The following is a 20,313-nucleotide window of genomic DNA, read 5'->3' on the forward strand; positions in this document are numbered from 1 at the left end:
GTGAAAATAATGGCTGATAAAGAAAAGCTTTCGGCACTCATGGATGGTGAAACGATCGATAAAGCTCTCATAGTAGATCTCGAATCTGATCAAGAAAGCATGGATACCTGGCAGAGTTACCATTTAATTGGTGATGTTATGCGTGGGGATGCGCCAGAAACTCCAGAGTGGAACATTGCTAACAGTGTAGCGGCAGCGCTTGATGATGAGCCTGCACATGGTTCAATGTCGAACCTGCACCAAGTGAATGTTGAACCTATTGTTGCTCCGATAGAAGAGCAGCCTAAACCTCAGCAAGCGAAGCGTCAGCTTCCTGCGTGGTTACAACAGTTTGGACAAGTTGCTGTGGCAGCGTGTGTTTCATTAGCAGTTGTATTAGGTGTTCAGCAATACGGCGGCAGCGATCCCGCAGCTCCAGAGCAGTTGCCTGTACTCCAGACGATTCCATTTGCAGGTTCTGCGGAACCAGTAAGCTTAACGCGTGACTCTGTTGAGAGACCTGCATCTGAAGCTAACATGCAAGAGCAACGCAAACGCGTTCATGCATTGTTAGAAGATTATGAGCTACAACTAAGATTAAACAGTGATGCATCGCCAATGGAAGATGCACACCTAGAATCGGATATTGAATGAAGAAAATCCTGGTCAGTGCACTGACACTGTTCAGCTTGATGTCTCCAACAGCCTTTGCAGAGGAAACCACTGCAAGGGCCTTGTTACATCAAATGAACGAGGCCAGTCAGCATCTAAATTACGAACTCTCCTACATATTGATAAAGAAGAGCAGTATTGAACCTCTGCTTTATCGTCATGCAGTTAATGACGACCAACAACTTGCACACCTTGTTTATCTAAGCGGCCCTGTTCGTGAGGTTATTCGACGTGGTAATGAAGTTAGCTACATCGAACCGGGTACAGAGCCATTTACTATTCAGTCTGGCAGCATGGTTGCACCTGTCATTCCGATGATTAATCGAGATATCGATTCTCTCAACCAATACTACGATTTTGTAAAAGTTGGGCGTTCTCGTGAGGCGGGCAGTACCACGCAAGTATTACGCGTCGTGCCGAAAGACGGCCTTCGATACTCTTATGTGGTTTGGGTCGACGAGAAAACCAACCTTCCTTTGCGTGCCGATCTTTTGGATCGTGATGGCGAAGTGCTTGAGCAGTACCGCACTATCTCTTATGTCGTGAACGATAAAATTGCAGAAGCAATGGGCGGCTTGAATCAAGCTAAATTGCCGAAGGTTTTGTCATTGCCAGAAGGCTTGGTGAGTGAGACCGACTGGCAAGCCTCGTGGGTGCCAGAAGGATTTAAATCGAAAGAACTCAGCCGTTACCAAATGGCTGCGACCGAGAAAATGGTTGAAAGCCAGCTTTTCAGTGATGGATTATTTAGCTTTTCGGTTTATATCGCCGATAAAGACGAACATTCATTGAAAGGACAGCTGGTACGCCAAGGGCGAAGAACCTTGCACAGCTTAGTGATTGGCGACAAAGAAATATCTGTGGTTGGTGATATTCCGCCAGCAACGGCCAAGCGTATCGCTCAATCCGTCACGTTCAATAAACCGGCACCAGCGCAATGATGACTGCGTTGGCAACCGTTAGCTCAGTCGAACAAAAAGGTAAGCAATATTTTGTTCAACTGAGCTGCGAACAACAAACCAGTTGCAGTAGCTGCTCATCTCAAAAAAGCTGCGGAACGGGTATTGTGACCAAGGCTGTTGGCAATAAATCCTTGTTTTGGCAGCTTAAAACCCAAAGCTTAGTTAAAGCAGGCCAGATCGTAGAAATTGGCTTTCCAGAAAAAAGCCTACTTCAGTCTGCGGCTATTGTTTATCTTATCCCGCTTTTCATGTTGATGGTTGGTGCTGGTTTTGGACAACTCTTGTTACAACCCTTACTCCAAGGGGGCGAGGGCATTGTTATCTTAACTGCAGCGCTGTTTACTGCTGGTGGTATTGGTTTGGCGAAGCGCTTAGCTAAACCAATGGAAGACAAATCCAAGCAAGAAGTTGTCTTGATTAGAATCCTAGGCAAGTCTCTCATCTAATTTATGATGCTTATTGCCCTTAAATTGGGTAGAATCTGCCAACTTGATTGAAATGCCGCCACCAATGCTGACTGTAGATTGGACGCGTTGCGGCTTTCTTATTATCCCTATTCAAAGAGTTTAGTCACACCAAGCCTATGAAGCACATTCGTAATTTTTCGATTATCGCCCACATCGACCACGGTAAGTCGACCCTTTCTGACCGCTTAATCCAAGTTTGTGGAGGGTTAAGTGAACGTGAGATGGCAGCTCAAGTCCTCGATTCTATGGATATAGAACGCGAGCGTGGTATTACAATTAAAGCGCAGAGTGTGACTTTAGATTACAAAGCTAAAGATGGTGAAACTTACCAACTTAACTTTATCGATACCCCTGGACACGTAGACTTCTCTTATGAAGTATCTCGCTCTCTAGCCGCTTGTGAAGGCGCGCTTCTTGTAGTGGATGCCGGCCAAGGTGTTGAAGCTCAAACTCTAGCAAACTGTTACACCGCGATCGAAATGGAACTGGAAGTAGTGCCAATCTTGAACAAGATTGACTTACCTGCTGCTGAACCTGAACGAGTTGCTGAAGAAATCGAAGAGATCGTTGGTATCGATGCGATGGAAGCGACGCGTTGTTCTGCAAAAACCGGTATCGGTGTTGATGACGTTCTTGAAAACATCGTAACGGCTATCCCGCCACCGGAAGGTGATCCAGAAGCGCCACTACAAGCTCTGATCATTGACTCTTGGTTCGATAACTACTTAGGCGTTGTTTCTTTGGTTCGTATCAAGAACGGTAAGCTGAAGAAGAACGACAAGATTAAAGTAATGTCGACAGACCAAGTTTGGGGTGTTGACCGTCTAGGTATCTTCACACCTAAGCAAATCGACACAACTGAGCTAAATACTGGCGAAGTTGGCTGGGTTGTTTGTGGTATTAAAGACATCCTTGGCGCACCTGTTGGTGATACGTTGACGCTTGCAAAAGGCGGCAGCACAGAACGTCTACCTGGTTTCCAAAAAGTGAAGCCTCAGGTATACGCAGGTCTATTCCCAGTATCGTCTGATGACTACGAAAACTTCCGTGACGCACTAGGCAAACTAAGCCTGAACGATGCATCACTATTTTACGAACCAGAAAGTTCAGCAGCACTTGGCTTTGGTTTCCGTTGTGGCTTCTTAGGAATGCTTCACATGGAGATCATCCAAGAGCGTTTAGAGCGTGAATACGACCTAGACCTAATCACAACGGCACCAACCGTAGTGTACGAAGTTGTAAAAACGGATGGCACAATTCTCTATGTTGATAGCCCGGCTAAACTGCCTGCTATTAATGACTTAGAAGAAATTCGTGAACCGATTGCTCGCTGTAATATTCTGGTACCTTCGGATTACCTAGGCAACGTGATCACACTGTGTGTTGAGAAGCGTGGCGTGCAAGTCGACATGGTTTATCACGGTAACCAAGTTGCTGTGACGTACGATCTTCCAATGGCTGAGGTGGTTCTAGACTTCTTCGACCGTCTGAAGTCAACGTCTCGCGGGTACGCATCATTGGATTACAACTTCCAACGTTACGAAGCATCAAACATGGTACGTGTAGATGTATTGTTGAATGGTGAAACGGTTGATGCACTGGCGATCATTACACACAAAGATATTGCCCAGTCTCGTGGTCGTCTACTGGTTGAGAAGATGAAAGAATTCATCCCTCGCCAGATGTTTGATATCGCGATTCAAGCCGCGATTGGTAACCACATTATTGCTCGTTCTACAGTGAAACAACTGCGTAAGAACGTAATCGCAAAATGTTACGGTGGTGATATCAGTCGTAAGAAGAAACTTCTTAAGAAACAAAAAGAAGGTAAGAAGCGTATGAAGCAGATCGGTAACGTTGAACTGCCTCAAGAGGCATTCTTAGCAATCCTTCATGTTGGCAAAGACTAGGTATCAATCGCACTAACTATCTGCTGAACATTACTGGTTAAAATCGTTTATTTCTTTGTTGCAAAGATTGCAATTAGGCCCACTAGTCACTGCACTTTGCGCCTCGAACTAAACGATTTTTCCTGCTTAATCTCCCCAGCATTTAGTCAGCATGATTGATACGGATTAGAAATATTAAGCAGAGTGAAAGGGTTATACTCTTTCACTTTCGTTATTTTTAAAGAAATGAAATTTAAGGGATATCAATGGCTAATACATTTTCGCTTATCTTAGTGATCGTAACTCTAGTGACCGGCATTGTATGGGCGTTGGAAAAGTTTGTGTGGGCGAAGAAGCGCCAACAAAAACTGGCTGACGTTGAAGCACAGTCGAATGGCCTAGACGCTGCAACCAGCGCAAAAGTTACGGCTCAGCCTTGGTGGGTTGAGAACAGTGTGTCCATTTTCCCTGTAATTGCATTTGTTTTGGTTTTGCGTTCATTTATTTATGAACCGTTTCAAATTCCATCTGGCTCGATGATGCCAACACTATTGGTTGGTGATTTCATCTTGGTAGAAAAATACGCTTATGGTCTAAAAGATCCTGTATGGCGCACTCAATTGGTAGAAACAGGCAAACCAGAACGTGGTGATTCAATCGTATTCAAATACCCACCTCAGCCGAATATCGACTACATCAAGCGTGTTATTGGTATGCCGGGTGATACCATTCGCTACAGCAGCAATAAAGAAATCTGCATTCAAGCGAAGGGTGGCAGTAACTGTAAACCAGTGAAGTTGAGTAACGTTGAAGAAAGCCAATTTATTCAAGATGGTGTGCCTCTAATTCAGTTGAATGAACAACTGGGTGACGTGGAGCACCAAATCTTAGTTAACCCATTACGCCGTGATCGTGTGCAAGCATATCAACCTCGCAATGGTGTTAACGAGTGGATCGTTCCAGAAGGCCAATACTTTGTTATGGGTGATAACCGTGACAACAGTGCTGACAGCCGTTACTGGGGCTTTGTCCCTGAAGCAAACCTTGTTGGTAAGGCCGTTGCTATTTGGATCAGCTTCGAATTCGAACGTGGTTCAGACAGTGTACTTCCAACATGGATTCCTACTGATGTGCGTTTTAATCGCATCGGTGGGATTCACTAATCGATCACATAACACATCGAGAGAGCATGAATTCTCCAATTGATAAACTAGAGAGAAAGATTGGCTATCAGTTTAATGATGCCGATCTTATCCATTTGGCGCTGACTCACCGCAGTGCCGCAGGTAAACATAACGAACGTCTTGAGTTTCTGGGCGATTCAATTTTAAGTTTTGTTATCGCTGATGATCTTTACCACCGTTTCCCTAAGGTAAACGAAGGTGATATGAGCCGCATGCGCGCAACATTAGTACGTGGTCATACATTGGCAGAACTAGGTCGTGAATTCGAACTAGGAGATTACTTAAAATTAGGTCCAGGTGAGTTGAAGAGTGGCGGTTTCCGTCGTGATTCTATTCTAGCGGATGCGGTTGAAGCGATCATCGGCGCTGTCTATTTAGATAGTGATACCGAGGTTGTTCGCCGTATTATTTTAAGCTGGTACCAATCTCGCCTAGAGTCTATTCAGCCTGGTGTATCTCAAAAAGATCCAAAAACTCGCTTACAAGAGTTTTTACAAGGTCGAAGAAATCCCCTACCTGTCTACACAGTGACTAATATTAAAGGTGAAGCACACAACCAAGAGTTTACGGTTGAGTGTGAAGTGGCAGGTGTGGATAAACCTGTTATCGGTAAAGGCACTAGCCGCCGCAAGGCAGAACAAGCGGCTGCTGAAACAGCATTAGAGCAACTAAGCAATGTCTGATAACAATCAAGATTTCGATATCGATGCATTCTTTTCATCTGATAGCAAAAAAACGGGCCTACCGGAAAACCAACACTGTGGCTTCATCGCTATCGTGGGTCGACCAAACGTAGGTAAATCGACGCTTCTGAACCATATTTTGGGTCAGAAAATCTCGATCACATCACGTAAACCTCAGACGACACGCCACCGTATTATGGGCGTAGAAACTGAAGGCGATTACCAAGCGATCTACGTTGATACTCCTGGACTTCATATTGAAGAAAAGCGTGCAATTAACCGTTTGATGAACCGTGCGGCGAACAGCTCACTGAGCGATGTGAATCTAGTATTCTTCCTTGTTGACGGTACTCACTGGACTGACGACGATGAGATGGTACTGAATAAGCTGAGAAAAACAGATTTCCCAGTTGTCCTTTGTATTAACAAAGTAGATAACGTTCAAGACCGTACAGACGTGATGCAACATATGATGGAAGTGTCTAAGAAGATGGACTTCCTTGATGTTGTGCCAATCTCAGCGAAGCAAGGTAAGAATATCGATGTACTGCGTAAGCACGTTCGTAATTCTTTACCAAAAGCGACGCACCACTTCCCTGAAGAGTACGTAACGGATCGCTCACAGCGCTTTATGGCCTCTGAAATCATCCGTGAAAAACTGATGCGATTCACAGGCGAAGAGCTACCTTACTCAGTAACGGTTGAGATCGAGCGTTTTGATTACAACCCAGATAACGATGGTTTCCACATCAATGCTTTGATTCTTGTTGAACGTACTGGTCAGAAGAAGATGGTAATTGGTAAAGCGGGCGAGAAGATCAAAACGATTGGTCGTGAAGCTCGTATCGACATGGAAGAACTGTTCGGTCGTAAGGTTTACCTAGAGACTTGGGTTAAAGTTAAGTCTGGTTGGGCTGACGATGAGCGTGCACTTCGCTCGTTAGGCTACATCGACGATCTATAATATATTGAACGTCACTTTCTGATATTAAGAAAGTTGAATTGAATATAAATACAAGAGAGAGTGCGAACTCTCTCTTTTTGTATCTGTAAGAAGGGTAAGTGATTGAGCGAAGGGTTACAGCGATGCTTTGTGTTGCACCGTCGACCATACAGTGAGTCGAGCCTGATTCTGGACGTCTTCAGCGAAGAGTACGGTCGGGTGACGTTGATGTCTAAAGGTGCGCGGAGTAAGCGTTCTAATTTGAAAGGTGCATTGCAACCTTTTACGCCGCTACTGCTTAAGTGGTCTGGCAATGGTTCAATGAAAACGTTGCGCCAAGCTGAACCGATCAGCTTGGGGCTTCCTCTTGCTGGCATTAATCTGTATTCAGCAATGTACGTTAATGAATTAGTTGGGCGAGTGTTGATGGCCGAAGTGGCCATGCCCGCATTTTTTCATGACTATCTTCATGCCTTAACAGAACTCGCTCATAATGAGAACCCTGAGCCAGCGCTACGTCGTTTTGAATTGGCTCTACTCTCCGCTATGGGGTATGGCGTCGACTTTTTACACTGCGCGGGCACTGGCGAAGCGATTGATCCGAGCATGACTTATCGCTATCGAGAGCAGAAAGGCTTCATCGCTTCGGTGCGTCGAGATAACCTGACTTTTATGGGCGATGAACTTATCGCAATCAGTGAGCGTAGGTTTATCACTAAAGAGCAGTTAAAAGCGGCAAAACGCTTTACACGCATAGCCTTAAAGCCGTATCTTGGCGGCAAACCATTAAAAAGTAGAGAGCTATTTATGCCAACAATAGCCCTCTCTAGAGCACGGAGTATTGGAAAATGAGCTCAATCCTTTTAGGCGTTAATATCGACCATATTGCAACTCTACGTAATGCACGTGGTACTAAATATCCAGACCCAGTACACGCAGCTGAAATTGCTGAACGTGCGGGTGCTGACGGCATTACGATTCACTTGCGTGAAGATCGCCGTCATATTGTTGATCGCGATGTACGTATTCTTGCTGAGACAATCCAGACTCGCATGAACTTAGAGATGGCCGTAACGGACGAGATGGTTCAAATTGCACTCGATACTAATCCTGAGTTCGTTTGCCTGGTTCCAGAAAAGCGTGAAGAGCTGACGACGGAAGGCGGCTTGGACGTGGTTGGTCAACTTGAAAAAATCAAAGCGGCGACCGAAAAATTGTCGGCTGCTGGTATCAAAGTATCTCTGTTTATCGATGCCGATCGTGAGCAAATCGATGCTGCGAAAGCGTGTGGCGCACCGTTCATTGAACTACACACTGGCCACTATGCTGATGCTAAAACTGAAGAAGACCAACAAGACGAGCTTAAAAAGATTGCTGCAGGCGCAAGCTACGCAGACGACCTTGGTATTACAGTGAATGCGGGTCACGGTCTGACTTACCATAACGTAGCGCCGATTGCGGCACTTCCTGAGATTTACGAGTTGAACATCGGTCACTCGATCATGGGCCGCGCAGTCTTTGATGGTTTGAATAAAGCCGTTGCAGACATGAAAGCCGTGATGGAAACAGCGCGCAACAACGCTTAGTTCTTTAACTCGGCATTCGTTTAGTTGTAAGCGTTAAGCGGTTAATCAGTAGAATCGAAAAGTTAATAGATAGAAGTTGGTAGTAGGGTAAACATGGCTGTTGTTGGATTAGGTACAGATATCGCAGAAATTGAACGTGTTGAAAAGGCATTATCACGAAGTGGTGAGGCTTTCGCTCAGCGTATTCTGACCGATTCTGAATTTGAAGTATTCCAGCAACTTAAGCAAAAAGGGCGTTACCTTGCAAAGCGTTTTGCTGCAAAAGAGGCGGCGTCTAAGGCATTAGGCACAGGCATCGCTCTTGGTGTGACCTTCCACGACTTCGAGATTTCAAACGATGAGCATGGCAAGCCAGTTCTAAGCCTGCATAAAAAAGCGCGTGAAATCGCAGAAGCGAGTGGTACAAAGTCGATTCACCTGACTATCTCTGATGAGCGCCATTATGCGGTGGCGACGGTACTACTCGAGTCGTAAATAGATTACCGCTACTTTATATCTAGCACCCTAGGTTCTAGACAGAAAAAAGCAGAGCTCATGAGCTCTGCTTTTTTATTGGCTGCTAAACCGTTTAATGAATATTTGTGAGTAAGAAATATTCGCTAGGTCTTGGCTGGTTTCAAATAATGAATCGCGGTTGCTTGAACCTTATCTAATTCATCCTGAAGTTCAAAAAGCTCCGGTTCAATGTCTTCAACAGAAGTGCCTGAACGAAGTTCTTTCTCTATCGTTGCACATACCGACTTAAGCCTTGGCACCCCACTGTATGAGCTGCTGCCATGCATCTTGTGGATGATGTGTGTCAGCGCTTCAACGGGGTAGTCACTGTCTTCGATCGCTTCTTCCGCGGCTTCATAAACTTCAGGAATAAAATCTACGAGCATTTGCAGCATATCGCGTGCGAGGTCTTCTTTATTGGCGGCTTGTTTCAAAGCAGCTTGCCAATCAATGATGATGTTCTTGTGCTCGCTGGCTTCAACTTCTGAAACAGAGCTGTGGTCGATTTCAGCAGAGACCGCCGGGTGATCTGGGTCTATTTTATCAATGTGCTCAATCTCAGAGGTAGGGCTCCAATGAATAAGAACCTGTTGTAACACATGCTCTTCGATAGGCTTGGTTAGGTAGTCATCCATACCTGCTTCAAGTAGTCGGTCACGCTCTCCCATCATTGCATGCGCAGTAACAGCAATCACAGGCGTGTTTGCATTGTTCGCCAACGCCTTAATTTTTTGGCAAGCGGTCACACCGTCCATCTGCGGCATTTGAATATCCATGAAAATGACATCAAATGGAGTCTCTGTCGCTTTGTCGAGAGCTTTCTGACCACTAGTACAACTGATGACTGTCTCTACACGCTCTTTTAGCAGCGCAGTAATCAGTTTAAGGTTGGCAGGGTTGTCGTCGACCGCCAATACCGTAAGCGGTAGTTTCTCTTCTGAATGTGTTTCAATAGCGGGTGCAATCAAGGTTGGTGCTTGATTAGAGATCAGAGTTTGTAGAAGTTTCTTACGAGAGAGAGGCTTGGTGATGCATTGGACATCAACCTCTTTCATCAATTGTTCACCCAGAGCTAGCTCAGTACTCGGCGTACCAATAATTACGTTCTGAGCGATTTTCTTCGCACCAATCGCCCAACCACTCACGGTATCAAATTGATACTCTTGGTTGGCGGCTAGGTTGAGTAGAACGTAGTCATACGAGGTAGATTCGTCAGGCATAACCGAACGGTACGTTACCACCAAGCCTTCTTGGGTTAGGATCTGCTGAGTAATTGATGCCGCTTGCATGTTTGGCTCGATAAGCAGCAGTTGCTTGTCTTGCAGGCACTGAGTCTCAATTAATTCTGTCATCGGCATATCGGTAGTCGATAGTCTCAGGGTGAACCAGAAGGTGGAGCCTTGGTGAAGACGACTGGTTAGGCTGATCTCTCCACCCATTTGGCTGACCAGTTTTTGGGTGATTACCAGACCTAAGCCTGTACCACCATAACGACGAGAGATACTCGCATCGGCTTGGCTGAAGGCTTGGAAAAGTTGTGCTTGTTGGCGCTCTGAGATACCAATGCCCGTATCTCGAACCATAAACTGCAGCTCAATGTTGTCTTCGCTTTGTGAACGAAGTTCAACGCTGATGTCAATGTTGCCACGCTCGGTAAACTTGATCGAGTTACCCACAAGGTTAGTCAGGATCTGTTGGATACGCAGTGGATCACCAACAACGCCTGGTGGTACTTTCGGGTCGATCTTAAGCGTAAGCTCAAGACCTTTTTCATGAGCATTAGTGGCTTGAAGGTTAACCACCTCTTCTAGGCTCGCTTGGAACTCAAATGGAATGTTTTCTAGAGCGAGTTTGCCGGCTTCAAGTTTCGAGAAGTCCAAGATATCGTTGATGATGCTGAGTAGGTTGTTGGCCGAACGCTCAATGGTCTGCAGGTAATCGGTTTGGCTGTTCGATAGGTGTGTCTTGAGCATCTGACGAGTAAAGCCAATCACACCATTGAGTGGTGTTCTAAGCTCATGAGACATATTCGCCAAGAACTCGGATTTAACACGAGCGGCTTCTTGAGCTCGTTTTTTCGCAATGTCTAACTCAACGTTTTGAATCTCTAATTGCTCTAGGGTTTCACGCAGATCAGATGTTGCTTGGTCGATGCTGTGCTGCATCTCGACGTGATATTCTGATAGCGAGACCGCCATCGCGTTGATACCGTTTTTCAGTGAATCAAGCTCACCATGCATTTTGCCTTCGATACGCACATCGAGGTGACCACGACGAATTCGGTCGACCATGTTTTTCATGTGTGTGATCGGTTGGGTTACATCGTGCATCAAGCGGAAGGCAAATACCCCAGAAAGTCCAAGACCGAGGATCAGCACCAAGAAGGCAGAGAACACTTCTTGATATTGCTGCAATCGAAGTGACGACAAGTCTAACTCTATCGCAATATAACCGATCGCTTGGTTCGCTTGAGACTGGCCATTAGCTGAGTTGATGTATTGTCCCTCAGCGATGATGGGTGTCCTAAGAATCAGCGTGTTATCGAGCAGGTTCGATGAGCTTAAATGCGGAATCGGTTTATCTTTCGGATAGGTCAGGCTTTCAAAATCAGGATGGAAGTTTGACGTTACAAACAACTCATGACGTTCATCAAACACCGCAATACTGCGCACTAACTTAGAATTTTTTCGATGTGCATAGCTAATCAGCTGACGAACAGACTCTCGACTTTCGAGCTTCATGCCAGACTCACTCGCAATCGCTAGTGGTTCAATGATGCTAGTACCAGTGTTAACCACTTGACCCTCAAGGTCTTGATAGCGGTTAAATGAGAAAAATGCACTCAATAGCAGCCCAATAATTAGGGTTGGAGCTAGAGTTAAGGTAATTACACGGGCTCTTAAGCCATATCTGGTCATGTTCTTTAATTACATCGAGGTCTGGATATGGGAAAATAACGCACACAATGGCGGTTAAGTGAACGGTAAGCTTAATCAAAGCCGTGACGTTCGACAATGATTCCAAGACAGAATAGTGAGTCCTGGATACCAATTACTTATTAAAAGATACATTAGGCACAAGCAATGGCACGTTTTTTCCAACCAAAAAAGAAAACTCAACTCGAGACCAAGCATCAATCGGTTTTGGTTGAACGAATGGATCACAATGGCGCTGGCATCGCTTATCAGAAGAACAAACCCGTTTTCATTGATGGCGCATTGCCCGGTGAGAAGGTGGTTATTCAACTTACTGAGAGCAAAAGTAAGTTTTCGCGAGCAAAACTCATCAAATTACTTCAACCGAGTGAGCTGCGTTTAAAGCCATTCTGTAAGCACTTTAATCAGTGTGGTGGCTGTCATCTTCAACATCTCGGTTACTCATCTCAGGTTGAGCATAAATCACAATCTTTGACGCACCTGATGAGCAAATACCAAACGGCTAACACTGAAGTCACCCAGCCGATTGTCGGTGATGAAACCGGTTATCGTCGTCGCGCGCGTATCAGTCTATTTGTTGATAAGAAGACACAGCAGCTTCAGTTTGGTTTCCGTAAGAAACAAAGTAAACAGATTGAAAACATCACCGACTGCGCGGTGCTTGACCCTCGCCTTAATGTATTGCTGCCAAAACTGAAAAGTTTACTGAACACTTTCAGTAGCCTTACGTCTTTAGGACATGTTGAATTGGTGTTGGGTGATACTGGCCCTGTTATGGTGCTGCGTCACCTTAAACCTTTGGTTGAAAAAGATGAGCAAGCGTTGATGACGCTCGCGAAAGAAGAAGGTGCAACGCTGTACTCAATGCCAGAAACCGATAAGTTGGTTCGTTTGGTGGGTGATACGCCAAGCTATAGTGAAACCGGTGTAACCTTACCTTTTGAGCCAAACCACTTTATACAAGTTAACCAGAAAGTGAACCAACAGATGGTTGCTCAAGCGATTGAGTGGTTAGAGCCTCAAGCGGATGAGCGTGTGCTTGATCTGTTTTGTGGTTTAGGCAACTTTAGTCTGCCTATCGCACAACAATCGGCGTTTGTCGTTGGTGTGGAAGGCGTTGATGAAATGGTTCAACAGGCAACGGCTAATGCGGCGTTAAACCAGTTAAGCAATACGGAGTTTTATCAAGCGAACCTCGAAGAAGATTTATCTTCACAGCTTTGGGCAAAAGAGAAATTCGATAAAGTATTACTTGACCCTGCACGTGCTGGAGCGAGTGGGATCGTTGATCAAATTTCAGCGTTAGGAGCGAAGCGTGTGGTTTATGTTTCGTGTAATCCTGCTACTCTAGCGAGAGATTCTGAGAGTTTAGAAAAACAAGGCTATCAATTAGCCAAACTTGGTATGTTGGATATGTTTCCCCATACCAGTCATTTAGAATCGATGGCTCTCTTTATCAAGGCTTAGAAGCCCTTAATAAGGCTTAAAAATGAATCACAAAGGCGCAGGGAAGCCTGCGCTGATATCAATATGAGTCGAACTAACTTGGAATCAGTTAGTCATATTGAATTGGGTATAAAACATAATAACTAGGAAGGCATGATGGTTGCGGTACGAAGCGCACATTTAAACCCAAGCGAACAGTTTGAGCTAGAAAGTTGGATTGCGTCACTGAATCAAGACGTAAAAACCTCGAATAAACTGACCAAAGTTTATCGTCACTGTGAAGAGCTATTAAAAGATCACGAGCAAGCGTCGCTCCTGCTTTGGCGTGGACGTGAGATGATCGAAATCTTGGTTACGTTGTCGATGGACCGTGCCACTTTAATTGCAGCGCAACTTTTCCCCGTTGTTTCAAGCGGCGTTTTTGGACGTGAAGCGTTTGAAGAAAGCTACGGTAAAGAAACCGTAAAGTTAATTGATGGCGTTGAAGAAATGGCAGCTTTGGGCCAGCTCAACGTTACCCTTGAAGGCAGTGCTGCCTCGGGACAAGTAGATAACGTTCGTCGAATGTTACTGGCCATGGTCGATGATTTCCGCTGCGTCGTCATCAAGCTAGCAGAACGAATTTGCAACCTCATCGAGGTAAAAAAGGCCCCTGATGCTGTTCGCCGTGCGGCAGCAAAAGAGTGTGCTAACATCTATGCGCCTCTTGCAAACCGTTTGGGCATTGGTCAGCTAAAGTGGGAAATTGAAGATTACGCTTTCCGCTATCAACAACCAGATACCTACAAGCAGATTGCCAAACAGCTGTCAGAGCGTCGTATCGTGCGCGAACAATACATCACTGACTTTGTTGATGACCTAACATCAGAAATGAACCGTTCAAGCATCAATGCTGAAGTCAGCGGTCGTCCTAAACACATCTACAGCATCTGGCGTAAAATGCAGAAAAAGGGCTTAGAGTTTGATGAGCTTTTTGACGTGCGTGCGGTACGTATTATTGCCGACCAACTGCAAGACTGTTATGCCGGTCTAGGTGTGGTTCACACCAAATATAAACATCTTCCAAGTGAATTTGATGACTATGTGGCGAATCCTAAGCCCAATGGTTACCAATCAATTCATACCGTAGTTCTTGGCCCTGAAGGCAAGACCATCGAAATTCAGATCCGTACCAAGCAAATGCACGAAGACTCTGAGTTAGGTGTGGCTGCGCACTGGAAGTATAAAGAAGGTGCTTCTAGCGGTGTACGCAGTGGCTACGATGAGAAAATCACGTGGTTGCGTAAGCTTATCGACTGGCAAGAAGAGATGTCGGATTCTGGCGAAATGCTGGATGAAGTACGTAGCCAAGTCTTTGATGACCGAGTCTATGCCTTTACACCACGCGGTGATGTGGTCGATTTACCAATGGGTGCAACGCCGTTGGATTTTGCTTACCACATTCACTCAATGGTTGGACACCGTTGTATCGGTGCCAAAGTCGCAGGTCGAATCGTTCCGTTTACTCATAAGTTGGCGATGGGCGATCAAGTTGAGATCATTACTCAAAAAGAACCGAATCCATCACGTGATTGGTTAAATCCGACCACAGGTTTTGTTCATTCAAGTCGAGCTCGAGCAAAAATTAACGCTTGGTTCCGCGCTCAGAGTCGTGAGAAAAACCTCGAAGCTGGACGAGACATCCTAGAAGTCGAGCTAGGCAGAGTCGGCGCAACACTGAAAGATGCTGAGCAATATGCGCTGAAACGATTCAACGTCAATACACCTGATGAATTGTATGCAGGTATTGGTAGCGGCGATTTGCGTATTAACCAAGTGGTTAATCACATCAATGCTCTGGTCAATAAGCCGACGGCTGAAGAAGAAGATAAGAAAGCACTCGAGAAGTTGCTTGAGTCTGACAATAAGCCAGCGCATCAGAGCCGTCCGAAAAAGGATGCTGTCGTTGTTGAAGGTGTTGATAACCTAATGACCCACTTGGCTCGTTGTTGTCAGCCTATCCCGGGGGATGTGATCAAAGGTTACATTACTCAAGGGCGTGGTATCTCAGTACACCGCAGCGATTGTGAGCAGTTAAGTGAACTTAACCTACATGCCCCTGAACGTATCATCGATACGGTGTGGGGAGATGGTTTTGTAGGCTCGTATATCTTAACACTGCGTGTAGAGGCGCTAGAACGTACCGGCTTGTTGAAAGACATCACATCCCTGTTCTTGAACGAAAAAGTCAGTGTGACGACAATGAAGAGCCGTATTGACTATAAACGTCAGCTGTCGGTGATGGATTTCGATTTGGAAGTGACCAATATTGAAATTCTGAGTCGAGTGACAAGCCGAGTAGAACAGATCAAAGATGTTATGAGCGTAAAACGCCTAGGCTAGTTTTTACGTCGTACTTGGCCTTCTAACTGTGTTAACTGCACTATACTCGCTTCATCACATAGGCAAGCTATGCTCAGAAGTCTCGTAAGTTTGTTGCCTTGTTAGAAGAGCCAATTACTTAGTAAAACAAAGATAGTCGTCATTCCCTACAGTGAGGGACGAACGTGATAGGGAATCTCGCCAAGCGATTTGAGATCCCCAACTCGCTCATTCTTCGCTCTTGAGGATGACCGAAAAAATAGAAAGGTGAGTGGTTTTGGCTGCTCGCCTTTTTTAGTTTTAGAAGACGTTATAAATTTAAAAAATCAAAGACAGTGAATAGGAAGAAAACAATGAATCACCCGATTGAACAACTTGAACAGATCATGACTAAGCTGCGCGATCCTGAAGGTGGCTGTCCTTGGGGTTTGAAACAAAATTTTGAAACAATTGTCCCGCATACTATCGAAGAAACCTATGAAGTAGTGGACGCGATTCACAACAAAGATTGGCCGAACCTACAAGAAGAGCTGGGTGATTTGTTGTTTCAGGTGATTTTCTACAGCCAGCTCGCGAAAGAGCAGGGACTGTTTGAGTTCTCTGATGTGGTCGATGGCATCAATGAGAAGCTAACGCGCCGCCATCCGCATGTGTTTTCTGATACCGAGTTTGCCAGTGATGACGAAATTAATGCCAACTGGGAAGCTGAAAAAGCCAAAGAGAAAGCACAGGCAGGCAAAACTCAAGAAAGTATTCTAGACTCAATACCAAACTCTCTACCTGCTCTTTCGCGTGCTACAAAAATTCAAAAGCAAGTCGCGAAATTTGGCTTTGATTGGGACTCTATTGGTCCAGTCGCCGACAAGGTTTTAGAGGAAGTTGATGAGGTGCTAGAAGAAGCGCTTCAAGTAACGCCAAACGAAGATTTAGTTGAAGAAGAACTGGGTGATTTATTGTTTGCTACCGTCAATTTAGTGCGACATTTGGGTAAAAATCCAGAAACGGCTCTCAATAAAGCCAATCTGAAATTTTCACGCCGCTTTAAAGGTGTGGAACAAAAAGTTCGTCAGCAAGATAAAATTTTGACCGACTTTTCTCTACAACAGCTTGATTCCATATGGGATGAAGTCAAAGTGGCGGAGAAAAGATCATCAAAGCTTTTATCATGAATTGATTTGAAGCAAAAAATAAAAAATAGCAGTGTGATAGATTTCACGTTGTGGCGATAAGGGGCTTCTGGTATATTTTCATCCCGTCCAGAAGTAATCCATTTCCCTCATTCAACCAATTTCAGGTTAAACATGACGACAAATTACATTTTTGTTACTGGCGGGGTTGTATCCTCTCTAGGTAAAGGTATTGCAGCAGCATCTCTTGCGGCTATTTTAGAAGCTCGTGGTCTTAAAGTGACTATGATGAAGCTTGACCCTTACATCAACGTTGATCCAGGCACAATGAGCCCGACTCAACACGGTGAAGTGTTCGTTACGGAAGATGGCGCTGAAACTGACCTTGACCTTGGTCACTACGAGCGATTCATTCGCACCAAGATGACTAAGCGTAACAACTTCACTGCAGGTCGTGTTTACTCAGACGTACTCGCTAAAGAGCGTCGCGGTGATTACCTAGGTGCAACTATTCAGGTTATCCCGCACATCACTAACTCTATCAAAGAACGTGTAATTTCTGGCGCAGCTGGCCACGATATCGCGCTAGTTGAAGTTGGTGGTACGGTTGGTGATATCGAATCTCTACCATTCATGGAAGCGATTCGTCAGCTAGCAGTAGAGCTAGGCCGTGAACGCGCAATGTTCATGCACCTTACTCTAGTGCCATACCTAGCAGCTGCGGGCGAAGTGAAAACTAAGCCAACGCAACACTCTGTAAAAGAGCTGCTGTCTATTGGTATTCAGCCTGACATTCTAGTTTGTCGTTCAGACCGCAACATTCCTTCGAACGAGCGTAAGAAAATTGCTCTGTTCTGTAATGTGCAAGAAAATGCAGTTATTTCTATGCGCGATGTTGACTCTATCTACAAGATCCCTCAGCTTATTAAAGCTCAAGGCACTGATGAACTTGTATGTAAGCGTTTCGGCATCACAGCTCCAGAAGCAGACCTGTCTGAATGGGAACAAGTAATTTACGAAGAAGCTAACCCAACGGGTGAAGTGACGATTGGTATGGTTGGTAAGTACATTGAACTACCAGACGCATACAAATCAGTAAATGAAGCGCTAAAACACGCGGGCTTGAAAAATCGCCTAAGCGTTAATATTAAATACGTAGATTCACAAGACGTTGAGTCTCGTGGCGTAGAAGTTTTAGAAGGCCTAGATGCAATCCTAGTTCCTGGTGGCTTTGGTGATCGTGGTGTTGAAGGTAAGATTCTTGCTGCTCAATACGCTCGTGAAAACAAAGTACCTTACTTAGGTATCTGTCTAGGTATGCAAGTAGCACTTATCGAGTACGCTCGTAACGTTGCGAAAATGGAAGGGGCACACTCTTCTGAATTCTGTACTGAAACTAAGTACCCAGTTGTTGGTCTTATCACTGAGTGGACTGACGGCGAAGGTAAAGTTGAAGAGCGTACAGAAACATCTGACCTTGGCGGCACAATGCGTCTTGGTTCACAGCTTTGTCACCTAGCGAAAGGGACAAAAGCTTACGAATTATACGGTAGCGCGACGATCCATGAACGTCATCGTCACCGTTACGAAGTGAACAACAATCTTCGTCCACAAATTGAAAAAGCGGGCCTAAAAGTATCGGGTCTATCTGCGGACAAGAAACTGGTTGAAGTTATCGAGAATCCGAACCATCCATGGTTCGTTGCTGCTCAATTCCACCCAGAGTTCACTTCAACACCTCGCGATGGTCACCCATTGTTTGCAGGTTTCGTTAAAGCAGCTGGCGAGTTCCAGCGCGGCGAATTAGAGAAGTAAAAAGGAATACAGGTAGCTGCGTAAGTTGTGCTGCTACCTTTAAATTTGACATTTATATATTCAACGAGAAGGAAACATTCAATGTCTAAGATCGTTAAAGTTCTAGGTCGTGAAATCATCGATTCACGTGGTAACCCAACTGTAGAAGCTGAAGTACACCTAGAAGGCGGTTTCGTAGGTATGGCTGCTGCTCCATCTGGCGCATCTACTGGTTCACGCGAAGCTCTTGAGCTACGTGACGGCGACAAATCCCGTTTCCTAGGTAAAGGTGTTCTTAAAGCTATTGAAGCTGTAAACGGCCCAATCGCTGAAGCTCTAGTAGGTTCTGACGCTAAAGCACAAGCTGACGTTGACCAAATCATGCTTGACCTAGACGGTACTGAAAACAAGTCTAAGTTCGGTGCGAACGCTATCCTAGCTGTATCTCTAGCTAACGCAAAAGCTGCTGCTGCTGCGAAAGGCATGCCTCTTTACGAGCACATTGCTGAGCTAAACGGTACTGCTGGTCAATTCTCTATGCCTCTACCAATGATGAACATCATCAACGGTGGTGAGCACGCAGATAACAACGTTGACATCCAAGAGTTCATGATCCAACCAGTTGGCGCTAAGACTCTTAAAGAAGGTCTACGTATCGGCGCTGAAGTATTCCACAACCTAGCTAAAGTTCTTAAGTCTAAAGGCTACAGCACTGCAGTTGGTGATGAAGGTGGTTTCGCTCCTAACCTTAAGTCTAACGCTGAAGCTCTAGAAGTTATCGCAGAAGCTGTTGCAGCTGCTGGTTACGAACTAGGTAAAGACGTTACTCTTGCTATGGACTGTGCAGCATCTGAGTTCTTCGACAAAGAAGCTGGTATCTACAACATGAAGGGCGAAGGTAAAACTTTCACTTCTGTAGAGTTCAACCACTACCTAGCTGAGCTAGCGAACAACTTCCCAATCGTTTCTATCGAAGACGGTCTTGACGAGTCTGATTGGGATGGCTTCAAGCACCAAACAGAACTTCTAGGCGACAAGCTTCAAATCGTTGGTGACGATCTGTTCGTTACAAACACTAAGATTCTTGCTGAAGGTATCGAGAAAGGCGTAGCTAACTCTATCCTTATCAAGTTCAACCAAATCGGTTCTCTAACAGAGACTCTAGCTGCTATCAAGATGGCTAAAGACGCTGGCTACACTGCAGTAATCTCTCACCGTTCTGGCGAAACTGAAGATGCAACTATCGCTGATCTAGCGGTAGGTACAGCTGCTGGTCAAATCAAAACTGGTTCTATGAGCCGTTCTGACCGTGTTGCTAAGTACAACCAACTTATCCGTATCGAAGAAGCTCTAGGTTCTAAAGCTCCTTACAACGGTCTTAAAGAAGTTAAAGGTCAATAATTCCTAGCGAATTATTAATCTAAGCTTTTTAAATGCCTCGCTTATGCGGGGCATTTTTTTGTCTGTAGAAAATGACGGGAAGAAGCTCTAGGTTCTAAAACTCCTCCTTTTTACAACGAAAGCGGTCTTAAAGAAGTTAAAGGTCAGCACTTTCTTCAAGACTTAAAGCCTCGCGAATTTTTAGCTTAAAGCTTTTGAAAAATGCTCTACTTCGGTAGAGCATTTTTTTTGCCTCAAGTTCGTCATTCCTAGACTGACGAAGGAAGGCATAGGGAATCTCTGTTTACGTTCAGCGCGATAGATTCCCAATTCAGTCGTTCCACCTTCTTGAGGATGATGAGAGCATGTGTCGTGGGTAAGCTGCGCTGTCTTCTTTTGTCTGTGTTTT

General features: G+C 45.1%; 16 protein-coding genes. 15 read left to right on the forward strand and 1 reads right to left on the reverse strand.

Going from position 1 to position 20,313, the window contains the following annotated elements:
- Nucleotides 1-9: 9 nt before the first annotated feature.
- From ACED53_RS10685 to acpS, 10 genes are all read left to right on the forward strand, one after another.
- Nucleotides 10-633, forward strand: a complete 624-nt coding sequence (locus ACED53_RS10685; protein WP_029223850.1) for a sigma-E factor negative regulatory protein — start codon at nt 10-12, stop codon at nt 631-633.
- Nucleotides 630-1,592, forward strand: a complete 963-nt coding sequence (gene rseB / locus ACED53_RS10690) for a sigma-E factor regulatory protein RseB (protein ID WP_017100745.1) — start codon at nt 630-632, stop codon at nt 1,590-1,592. Before ACED53_RS10685 ends, rseB begins: the two co-directional genes overlap by 4 nt.
- Nucleotides 1,589-2,059, forward strand: coding sequence for a SoxR reducing system RseC family protein (locus ACED53_RS10695; RefSeq protein WP_009847654.1), 471 nt, complete (start codon nt 1,589-1,591; stop codon nt 2,057-2,059). Before rseB ends, ACED53_RS10695 begins: the two co-directional genes overlap by 4 nt.
- Before the next feature lie 137 nt (nt 2,060-2,196).
- Nucleotides 2,197-3,990, forward strand: a complete 1,794-nt coding sequence (gene lepA, locus ACED53_RS10700; RefSeq protein WP_009847653.1) for a translation elongation factor 4 — start codon at nt 2,197-2,199, stop codon at nt 3,988-3,990.
- A 245-nt stretch (nt 3,991-4,235) separates the two neighbouring features.
- A complete protein-coding gene (gene lepB / locus ACED53_RS10705; RefSeq protein ID WP_017100746.1) occupies nt 4,236-5,132 on the forward strand; it encodes a signal peptidase I in 897 nt (298 codons plus the stop codon).
- 26 nt (nt 5,133-5,158) lie between these two features.
- Nucleotides 5,159-5,836, forward strand: a complete 678-nt coding sequence (gene rnc / locus ACED53_RS10710) for a ribonuclease III (RefSeq protein ID WP_004735383.1) — start codon at nt 5,159-5,161, stop codon at nt 5,834-5,836.
- Nucleotides 5,829-6,800 carry a GTPase Era gene (gene era, locus ACED53_RS10715; protein ID WP_004735384.1) on the forward strand — a complete coding sequence of 324 codons (972 nt, stop codon included), beginning with the start codon at nt 5,829-5,831 and terminating at the stop codon, nt 6,798-6,800. Before rnc ends, era begins: the two co-directional genes overlap by 8 nt.
- A 102-nt stretch (nt 6,801-6,902) precedes the next feature.
- Nucleotides 6,903-7,631, forward strand: coding sequence for a DNA repair protein RecO (recO, locus tag ACED53_RS10720; protein ID WP_012604785.1), 729 nt, complete (start codon nt 6,903-6,905; stop codon nt 7,629-7,631).
- The gene (gene pdxJ, locus ACED53_RS10725) at nt 7,628-8,365 is read left to right on the forward strand and encodes a pyridoxine 5'-phosphate synthase (protein WP_009847651.1); all 738 of its coding nucleotides are present in this window, start codon (nt 7,628-7,630) and stop codon (nt 8,363-8,365) included. The genes recO and pdxJ overlap by 4 nt, the downstream gene beginning before the upstream one ends.
- Before the next feature lie 93 nt (nt 8,366-8,458).
- Nucleotides 8,459-8,839, forward strand: a complete 381-nt coding sequence (gene acpS / locus ACED53_RS10730; protein WP_017100747.1) for a holo-ACP synthase — start codon at nt 8,459-8,461, stop codon at nt 8,837-8,839.
- A gap of 125 nt (nt 8,840-8,964) precedes the next feature.
- Here acpS and barA read toward each other — a convergent pair whose 3' ends face one another.
- Nucleotides 8,965-11,778 carry a two-component sensor histidine kinase BarA gene (gene barA, locus ACED53_RS10735; protein WP_017100748.1) on the reverse strand — a complete coding sequence of 938 codons (2,814 nt, stop codon included), beginning with the start codon at nt 11,776-11,778 and terminating at the stop codon, nt 8,965-8,967.
- Nucleotides 11,779-11,943: 165 nt separating this feature from the next.
- Here barA and rlmD point away from each other — a divergent pair, with 165 nt between their 5' ends.
- The 5 genes from rlmD to eno all read left to right on the forward strand — a co-directional run bounded on the left by rlmD (nt 11,944) and on the right by eno (nt 19,925).
- Nucleotides 11,944-13,263, forward strand: a complete 1,320-nt coding sequence (rlmD, locus tag ACED53_RS10740) for a 23S rRNA (uracil(1939)-C(5))-methyltransferase RlmD (protein ID WP_017100749.1) — start codon at nt 11,944-11,946, stop codon at nt 13,261-13,263.
- A 135-nt stretch (nt 13,264-13,398) separates the two neighbouring features.
- The gene (gene relA, locus ACED53_RS10745; protein ID WP_009847647.1) at nt 13,399-15,624 is read left to right on the forward strand and encodes a GTP diphosphokinase; all 2,226 of its coding nucleotides are present in this window, start codon (nt 13,399-13,401) and stop codon (nt 15,622-15,624) included.
- A 332-nt stretch (nt 15,625-15,956) separates the two neighbouring features.
- Complete coding sequence (gene mazG / locus ACED53_RS10750) at nt 15,957-16,772, forward strand: nucleoside triphosphate pyrophosphohydrolase (protein ID WP_029225453.1); 816 nt, start codon at nt 15,957-15,959, stop codon at nt 16,770-16,772.
- Between the two features lie 132 nt (nt 16,773-16,904).
- Nucleotides 16,905-18,545: a CTP synthase gene (locus ACED53_RS10755; RefSeq protein WP_012604779.1), complete on the forward strand. Its 1,641-nt coding sequence runs from the start codon at nt 16,905-16,907 to the stop codon at nt 18,543-18,545.
- Between the two features lie 81 nt (nt 18,546-18,626).
- Nucleotides 18,627-19,925 (forward strand): phosphopyruvate hydratase, encoded by a 1,299-nt coding sequence (gene eno / locus ACED53_RS10760; RefSeq protein WP_009847644.1) that lies wholly within the window; start codon nt 18,627-18,629, stop codon nt 19,923-19,925.
- Nucleotides 19,926-20,313: the final 388 nt, after the last annotated feature.

The organism is Vibrio sp. 1F169 (assembly GCF_041439605.1).
Lineage (GTDB): Bacteria > Pseudomonadota > Gammaproteobacteria > Enterobacterales > Vibrionaceae > Vibrio > Vibrio tasmaniensis_A.

Excerpts from the sequence above, each read along its gene's own strand:
- ACED53_RS10685 (WP_029223850.1), top strand. The coding sequence starts at position 10 with ATGGCTGATAAAGAAAAGCTTTCGGCACTCATGGATGGTGAAACGATC.
- rseB (WP_017100745.1), top strand. The coding sequence starts at position 630 with ATGAAGAAAATCCTGGTCAGTGCACTGACACTGTTCAGCTTGATGTCT.
- ACED53_RS10695 (WP_009847654.1), top strand. The coding sequence starts at position 1,589 with ATGATGACTGCGTTGGCAACCGTTAGCTCAGTCGAACAAAAAGGTAAG.
- lepA (WP_009847653.1), top strand. The coding sequence starts at position 2,197 with ATGAAGCACATTCGTAATTTTTCGATTATCGCCCACATCGACCACGGT.
- lepB (WP_017100746.1), top strand. The coding sequence starts at position 4,236 with ATGGCTAATACATTTTCGCTTATCTTAGTGATCGTAACTCTAGTGACC.
- rnc (WP_004735383.1), top strand. The coding sequence starts at position 5,159 with ATGAATTCTCCAATTGATAAACTAGAGAGAAAGATTGGCTATCAGTTT.
- era (WP_004735384.1), top strand. The coding sequence starts at position 5,829 with ATGTCTGATAACAATCAAGATTTCGATATCGATGCATTCTTTTCATCT.
- pdxJ (WP_009847651.1), top strand. The coding sequence starts at position 7,628 with ATGAGCTCAATCCTTTTAGGCGTTAATATCGACCATATTGCAACTCTA.
- acpS (WP_017100747.1), top strand. The coding sequence starts at position 8,459 with ATGGCTGTTGTTGGATTAGGTACAGATATCGCAGAAATTGAACGTGTT.
- barA (WP_017100748.1), bottom strand. The coding sequence starts at position 11,778 with ATGACCAGATATGGCTTAAGAGCCCGTGTAATTACCTTAACTCTAGCT.
- rlmD (WP_017100749.1), top strand. The coding sequence starts at position 11,944 with ATGGCACGTTTTTTCCAACCAAAAAAGAAAACTCAACTCGAGACCAAG.
- relA (WP_009847647.1), top strand. The coding sequence starts at position 13,399 with ATGGTTGCGGTACGAAGCGCACATTTAAACCCAAGCGAACAGTTTGAG.
- mazG (WP_029225453.1), top strand. The coding sequence starts at position 15,957 with ATGAATCACCCGATTGAACAACTTGAACAGATCATGACTAAGCTGCGC.
- ACED53_RS10755 (WP_012604779.1), top strand. The coding sequence starts at position 16,905 with ATGACGACAAATTACATTTTTGTTACTGGCGGGGTTGTATCCTCTCTA.
- eno (WP_009847644.1), top strand. The coding sequence starts at position 18,627 with ATGTCTAAGATCGTTAAAGTTCTAGGTCGTGAAATCATCGATTCACGT.